This window comes from Prosthecobacter sp., assembly GCF_044222345.1.
Lineage (GTDB): Bacteria > Verrucomicrobiota > Verrucomicrobiia > Verrucomicrobiales > Verrucomicrobiaceae > Prosthecobacter.
Genome location: NZ_JBGANL010000123.1, coordinates 1 through 4,835 on the forward strand (window position 1 = coordinate 1; position 4,835 = coordinate 4,835).

The window sequence follows — 4,835 nt, forward strand, 5'->3', positions numbered from 1 at the left end:
CGACGAGTGATTCGGCGATAGCAGCGAAGGCTGCGAGATGAAGCAGCGCATTCTGGCGCGCTGGTGTGAGATCGCTGCACGGCAGCGGCTTCTGTTTGTATTGCGGTGGCGGTGGGAAGCAGGCGTCGATTTTCATGGGCGTGGGTATCGCCCGTGCGCGGCTCCGGCCCGGTCGTAAGGCCATGGCGCAGTCTGAAGACCACGCCATGGCACCCATGACCCGGACCGGGGACATCACTCCCGGTGCGATGCCTCCATCATCCGCCGCGCATTCCCGCACCGCCTGTGCACGCAGCGCAATAAGTGCACGCATGCCACGATGGCAGGGCCGTTTATTTCCGCAGCGTGCGGAAATTAAAATACGACCAAACCCGCACGCTGCGGGTTTGCTCACATCACATGCCGATCAAAGTCGCACGTTGCGACTTTGATCCAGCTCACGTCGTCGCTTTGTTCTTTGTCTTGTCCACCGCAGCCCAGATAAAGGCCGCAACCCAGCCTATGATGGTCACTCCGGTGATGATGTTGAGCAGGAAAATAAGACCTGCATTGGATGCATGACGTGCGCTGGCGATGAGCGATGGGATGAAATAAACAGCCAGCGCCACAAACAACAAAGGCCCGCCTTGAATGAACTTACCCAGGCTGCTCATCTCCGGCATGTAGGGAAGGCCTAACCATAAAACAACGAGCACAGCCGGAACCAGCACCAGCAGCACAAGCAAATACGCCACCGGCCCGCCTTCGTAATTCAATGACTTTTGAAGCAGCCCTGGACTAGCTTCCGCGATGACGATCTGCTGGCAGTTCGGACAAGGCGTTGGCTCATTGGCCGGGACATTGACTTCATGCTGACAATGCGGGCAGTTGATAAGGAGGCTCATGAGTTTTTCGGAGGTGGCTTTTTTTGTGGAGCGTACGTCGTGTCTTCCCGTTTGGTTGTAATGGGAGGTGTGGTGGTGGTCTCTTGAATCAGCATGCCGCTGGAGCCACTGCCAAGATCAGCGCGGATGAGCTGGACGACATATGAAGAGAAGGTGGGGAAGCCAAGGCGCTTCGCCCGCGCCTTGGCGTCCTCGAACATTTGAGGGTCCATGGAAACGGCCGACGCTGTTCGACGCGGCGCAAGCAAAGAGAGATTAAGCCCTGCTGACCTTCGTGTATAAATTATTTCTATTTCAGGCTTGCTGTATAAATTATTTATGTTCTACTCGACACATGAAGGCCAAGAAACCCCGACCAAAACCAAAACGCGCCGCCATGCCTGCCACCAAAAACCCACCGTCGTCATCTTCCACTCGTGTCCGCCGCAAGACTCTCAAACCCCGCGTGACAGCGGCTGTCTCCATTGACGAGGATCTTTACACGCAGTCGCTCGCCAAGGCCAAGACCGATCACGACAACAACTGGAGCGGCTATGTGCGCTTCCTCGTGAAGAAGGACTTGGGTCAGCTGAATTGATTTTGCCCTTGTGTATAAATTATCTCGACACTCACCCATGCAACCCGCATCCCCTCTTGATAGCTTTGCCAGCAAGCTCCTCAAAGAGCTGACCACCGAAGAGACAGACGCCATTAACGAAGCCCTCTACGCAGAGACGGGCATCGGCTTCAGCTACGAGAACTTCGACGATTTCGAACTCGTCATCTACGACGCAGATGAGACCTCCACCGAATATCTGAACTGGCCCATTCCCGGCCTGCGCACGGTCAGCCAGGCCGTGGCCCTGGCACGCCAGCTCAAAGCTGCCAACACGCCGCCCCAGCCCGCCAGTAAAGCCATCATTGAAACGTGGTTCAAGCCTCTGGAGGCGCAGCTGATTACCGAACACGGCAAGGCGGAGATCACGCCCGAGATCGAGCAGCTCATCGGCGCTGCCACCCACGCCTGATCAACACACGCCCTTCACGCCATGATCACCGCCCAGCCTTCCCACCGCGCCCCTGCCCAGCAAGTGCATGGGAACAGCATGCACCCAAAGGTGCGCGCCGTGCTGGACCGTGGCCTCGGTGCGGAGTGGACGCTCGGCGAGGTGGAGGAGCTGCTCGGCGTGAGCCGCCGCAGTGCGCAGTATCTTTTCGACAGCCACCTGCTCGCCATCACACGGTATCCGGCCAAGGCCGCGTCTGGAAGAACGATCCGCTCCACGTTGGGCCTGAGTCTGCTGGTCTACCTCATCAAGTACAGTGATGAATTCACCGAGGCTGATGCGCAGCCCATCATCAAGAAGGTGCTGCCGCTGCTGACGAACCAGATCCTCGAAGGGATCATCGGTGCCTGCAAGGCGCTGATCAACGCACGCAGCAGCCTGCTGGTGGCGGTGAAGCCCGCCCCTGAAAAGCCGCAGCAGGAACCCAAGCCCGCAGCCCGCCCGAAGGCCGACCCCTACGCGGGCATGCCTGACCTCTTTCCCGCCCATGACGCGGGAGCACCCAAGACAACAACGCCATGACCACATCACATCCACAACACAGCACCAATCCGAGCGCGGCCTTTGCCGTGCGCACCATGACTCACAACCTGCGTGACCTCGCCCACGCGCAGATCGCACGCGGCATGCACGTCGCACCGATCAGCCACCGCGAGGTGCTCAAAGCCGCAGCCGAACAGAGCAGCACGTTCATCGTGAAGCCTGCCGCCATGCCAACCGGAGGGAACGCATAAGATGAACTGCACCGCTTATGCATGGGCCTCAGGCCGTATCGAATTCACGACGCCAAAGAGACGGAGACATGTGCCGTCAGGCGCTCTTCCAATCATCACCGGCCCCCGCCGAATTGTTCGCGATCTCGTGAGCAGCATGGCACGCCACGGCCAAGGCGAAAGCAACGGCCTGCTTCTCGTTCCAGGCATCCCTGAAGCCGATACGGCCATGGATCAAATCACCGCCCTGAAAAAATTTAGGGATCTCATCAAACCATACCTCAACCGGAAGGACGCATGATCATGAACATCCCATTCCACAAACTCACCCCGCGCCATCTCTTGAACCTTGCGCCGCTGCTGAGCATCACCAGCGCCACGCTGACTTACGCAGGGACGGAAAGCCTTTGGCTGGCACTCGCCGTGGCCTTCATCTGCCTGACGCTGCACACGCTGGCCATGGCCATTGTGTGGCAGATCGAGCTGCTGCCGCAGAAGGCGGAGGAAGAAGAAGCGCCGATGGATCACAGCACCGTCGTGATGCCGGAGCCGCGCCATGAAACAGGCGACCGCTTCGCCCCGCCTCATCCGCGCTTCAGTGCCAGCGGCTACGCCCTGCCGCAGATCCTCGGCTTCATCGCCTTCGTGCTCGGCGCGGTGCTCTTCATCCCGGCTGTCTACGCCATCCTCATGGCCGTGATGGGCGCACAGGAGCCCCGCTGGTAATCCCCCACCACGAAGCACCATGAGCAATCCCATGACACATCCGACTGCCATCTGGGCCACTCTGCTGAGTGCCGGTGAAGGCAGCTCCTTCTCACTGCCGGAAGATGATCCCGCCCTCGAATACGCGGAGCAGATGCAAGGCACAGGCCTGCTCGTCTGCACCGGCGAGCGGGAATGGACTCTCAGCAGCAAGGGCATGCAGACGCTCACCATCGTCGACGGCCTCCGAGACCTCTCACTTTCACGCCTCTAATTCATGAGCAAACAGACCACTCTCGTTAAAGCAGAAACGCTGCACACCTGTCCGAAATGCAGCCAGCCAGGCTTCACCGCCGCAGGCGCGGCCAAGAGCCTGCCCATCCTCATGGCTAAAGACGTGCTGGAGAAGCCCTTCAACGCGCTTCCAGAGGCGCGTAAACAGGAGGTGGAGAAGATCCTGCACAAGGCCGTGGATGGGCAGACGATGCATGAGATGATGATCCGCTTCGGCGTGTGGAAGGACAAGGCCCACAAGTCCCCGCCGAAGCCCACGAAGAAGAGCGCCGAGAACCGCAACGAGAATGCGAACAACGAAACGCTCACCGCCGAGCAGCTCATGCAGCAGGCCAAGGATGACCGCGACGCGCTGCACGACATGCACATCGGCGGGGCCTGGAAGAACCTCGACGACGCGGATCTGGCCGATCTTGAAAACAAGCTCACCGCCTACACCGCCGCCGTGGCCGCTGAACACAAAAAACGAAAGGGGACGAAATGAGCGAGTCTGAATTCATCATTGAACGTGCTGCACCTCCGAAAGGCGGGCGCGGCGTGAAGTCGCATCTGCGGGCGAAGATCGAAGAACTTAAACCCGGCGAGGTGCTGCGCTGGCGCGGCGAAAACGTGAACGCGAAGCAGCTGGAAAATGTGCTCTGCCTCATCCGCAAGAAACGCCCCAGCAAGACCTACCAGGGACGCAAGGTCAACGGCGGGCATGACATCTACTGCGTGGAGGACATGGCATCATGAGCAAGCGCGGAACTGAAACCTGCCCCGTGTGCCGCTGTGGTATGTTCCCCGGTGATGTGGTGTGCCTGCGCTGCCAAGGCCGCGTGCGCGCTGCGAAGCCGAACCTGCTGCGCGACTACATCAACCGCGACATCACCGCCCCCGGTGCCGTCGAGCTTGCCGATGAGATGCGCCGCCAGATCACCTTCTGCGCCGTCCAACAACTGCCGAAGGTCGGCAGGCCGGAGAAAGGAGCGAAGCCGCTATGAAATCCTCTCTCAGATTCCGCCTGCACTCGTTTGCAGTTGAAGCTCATAAAAATGAGCCGCCCCCCCCCGTGGTCCTAAACAAGGCCACACGCCAGGAGCACCGCGAGTCGGTGAAGCAGCACTATCTGAACGCGCTCATGCTGGCGCTGCAAAAAACCATGGAGGCTCCGCCCATCAAGCCGAACGCCTACACGGTCAGCATGTGGAACG

General features: G+C 59.7%; 12 protein-coding genes. 10 read left to right on the forward strand and 2 right to left on the reverse strand.

Features of this window, described 5'->3' with window-relative positions; translation table 11 throughout:
* Nucleotides 1-437 precede the first annotated feature (437 nt).
* Both ACILSL_RS26775 and ACILSL_RS26780 read right to left on the reverse strand, forming a co-directional pair.
* Nucleotides 438-884 (reverse strand): superinfection immunity protein, encoded by a 447-nt coding sequence (locus tag ACILSL_RS26775; protein ID WP_395735136.1) that lies wholly within the window; start codon nt 882-884, stop codon nt 438-440.
* A complete protein-coding gene (locus tag ACILSL_RS26780; RefSeq protein WP_395735137.1) occupies nt 881-1,084 on the reverse strand; it encodes a hypothetical protein in 204 nt (67 codons plus the stop codon). Before ACILSL_RS26780 ends, ACILSL_RS26775 begins: the two co-directional genes overlap by 4 nt.
* 176 nt (nt 1,085-1,260) lie before the next feature.
* Here ACILSL_RS26780 and ACILSL_RS26785 point away from each other — a divergent pair, with 176 nt between their 5' ends.
* The 10 genes from ACILSL_RS26785 to ACILSL_RS26830 all read left to right on the forward strand — a co-directional run bounded on the left by ACILSL_RS26785 (nt 1,261) and on the right by ACILSL_RS26830 (nt 4,625).
* On the forward strand, nt 1,261-1,461 hold the full coding sequence (locus tag ACILSL_RS26785; RefSeq protein ID WP_395735138.1) for a hypothetical protein: 201 nt from the start codon (nt 1,261-1,263) through the stop codon (nt 1,459-1,461).
* Between the two features lie 37 nt (nt 1,462-1,498).
* On the forward strand, nt 1,499-1,891 hold the full coding sequence (locus ACILSL_RS26790) for a hypothetical protein (RefSeq protein WP_395735139.1): 393 nt from the start codon (nt 1,499-1,501) through the stop codon (nt 1,889-1,891).
* Nucleotides 1,892-1,912: 21 nt separating this feature from the next.
* Complete coding sequence (locus ACILSL_RS26795; protein ID WP_395735140.1) at nt 1,913-2,452, forward strand: hypothetical protein; 540 nt, start codon at nt 1,913-1,915, stop codon at nt 2,450-2,452.
* Nucleotides 2,449-2,664 carry a hypothetical protein gene (locus tag ACILSL_RS26800; protein WP_395735141.1) on the forward strand — a complete coding sequence of 72 codons (216 nt, stop codon included), beginning with the start codon at nt 2,449-2,451 and terminating at the stop codon, nt 2,662-2,664. The genes ACILSL_RS26795 and ACILSL_RS26800 overlap by 4 nt, the downstream gene beginning before the upstream one ends.
* A 136-nt stretch (nt 2,665-2,800) precedes the next feature.
* Nucleotides 2,801-2,944: a hypothetical protein gene (locus ACILSL_RS26805; protein WP_395735142.1), complete on the forward strand. Its 144-nt coding sequence runs from the start codon at nt 2,801-2,803 to the stop codon at nt 2,942-2,944.
* 2 nt (nt 2,945-2,946) lie between these two features.
* Entirely contained in the window at nt 2,947-3,369 is a 423-nt protein-coding gene (locus ACILSL_RS26810; protein ID WP_395735143.1) for a hypothetical protein, read from the forward strand.
* Nucleotides 3,370-3,400: 31 nt separating this feature from the next.
* Nucleotides 3,401-3,622, forward strand: a complete 222-nt coding sequence (locus tag ACILSL_RS26815) for a hypothetical protein (protein WP_395735144.1) — start codon at nt 3,401-3,403, stop codon at nt 3,620-3,622.
* A 3-nt stretch (nt 3,623-3,625) separates the two neighbouring features.
* Nucleotides 3,626-4,126, forward strand: coding sequence for a hypothetical protein (locus ACILSL_RS26820; protein WP_395735145.1), 501 nt, complete (start codon nt 3,626-3,628; stop codon nt 4,124-4,126).
* Nucleotides 4,123-4,377 (forward strand): hypothetical protein, encoded by a 255-nt coding sequence (locus tag ACILSL_RS26825; protein WP_395735146.1) that lies wholly within the window; start codon nt 4,123-4,125, stop codon nt 4,375-4,377. The genes ACILSL_RS26820 and ACILSL_RS26825 overlap by 4 nt, the downstream gene beginning before the upstream one ends.
* Nucleotides 4,374-4,625, forward strand: a complete 252-nt coding sequence (locus ACILSL_RS26830; protein ID WP_395735147.1) for a hypothetical protein — start codon at nt 4,374-4,376, stop codon at nt 4,623-4,625. Before ACILSL_RS26825 ends, ACILSL_RS26830 begins: the two co-directional genes overlap by 4 nt.
* Nucleotides 4,626-4,835 lie beyond the last annotated feature (210 nt).

What these genes read in the sequence shown, in the direction of transcription:
- ACILSL_RS26775 (WP_395735136.1), bottom strand. Translation starts at nt 884, where the DNA reads ATGAGCCTCCTTATCAACTGCCCGCATTGTCAGCATGAAGTCAATGTC.
- ACILSL_RS26780 (WP_395735137.1), bottom strand. Translation starts at nt 1,084, where the DNA reads ATGTTCGAGGACGCCAAGGCGCGGGCGAAGCGCCTTGGCTTCCCCACC.
- ACILSL_RS26785 (WP_395735138.1), top strand. Translation starts at nt 1,261, where the DNA reads ATGCCTGCCACCAAAAACCCACCGTCGTCATCTTCCACTCGTGTCCGC.
- ACILSL_RS26790 (WP_395735139.1), top strand. Translation starts at nt 1,499, where the DNA reads ATGCAACCCGCATCCCCTCTTGATAGCTTTGCCAGCAAGCTCCTCAAA.
- ACILSL_RS26795 (WP_395735140.1), top strand. Translation starts at nt 1,913, where the DNA reads ATGATCACCGCCCAGCCTTCCCACCGCGCCCCTGCCCAGCAAGTGCAT.
- ACILSL_RS26800 (WP_395735141.1), top strand. Translation starts at nt 2,449, where the DNA reads ATGACCACATCACATCCACAACACAGCACCAATCCGAGCGCGGCCTTT.
- ACILSL_RS26805 (WP_395735142.1), top strand. Translation starts at nt 2,801, where the DNA reads ATGGCACGCCACGGCCAAGGCGAAAGCAACGGCCTGCTTCTCGTTCCA.
- ACILSL_RS26810 (WP_395735143.1), top strand. Translation starts at nt 2,947, where the DNA reads ATGAACATCCCATTCCACAAACTCACCCCGCGCCATCTCTTGAACCTT.
- ACILSL_RS26815 (WP_395735144.1), top strand. Translation starts at nt 3,401, where the DNA reads ATGACACATCCGACTGCCATCTGGGCCACTCTGCTGAGTGCCGGTGAA.
- ACILSL_RS26820 (WP_395735145.1), top strand. Translation starts at nt 3,626, where the DNA reads ATGAGCAAACAGACCACTCTCGTTAAAGCAGAAACGCTGCACACCTGT.
- ACILSL_RS26825 (WP_395735146.1), top strand. Translation starts at nt 4,123, where the DNA reads ATGAGCGAGTCTGAATTCATCATTGAACGTGCTGCACCTCCGAAAGGC.
- ACILSL_RS26830 (WP_395735147.1), top strand. Translation starts at nt 4,374, where the DNA reads ATGAGCAAGCGCGGAACTGAAACCTGCCCCGTGTGCCGCTGTGGTATG.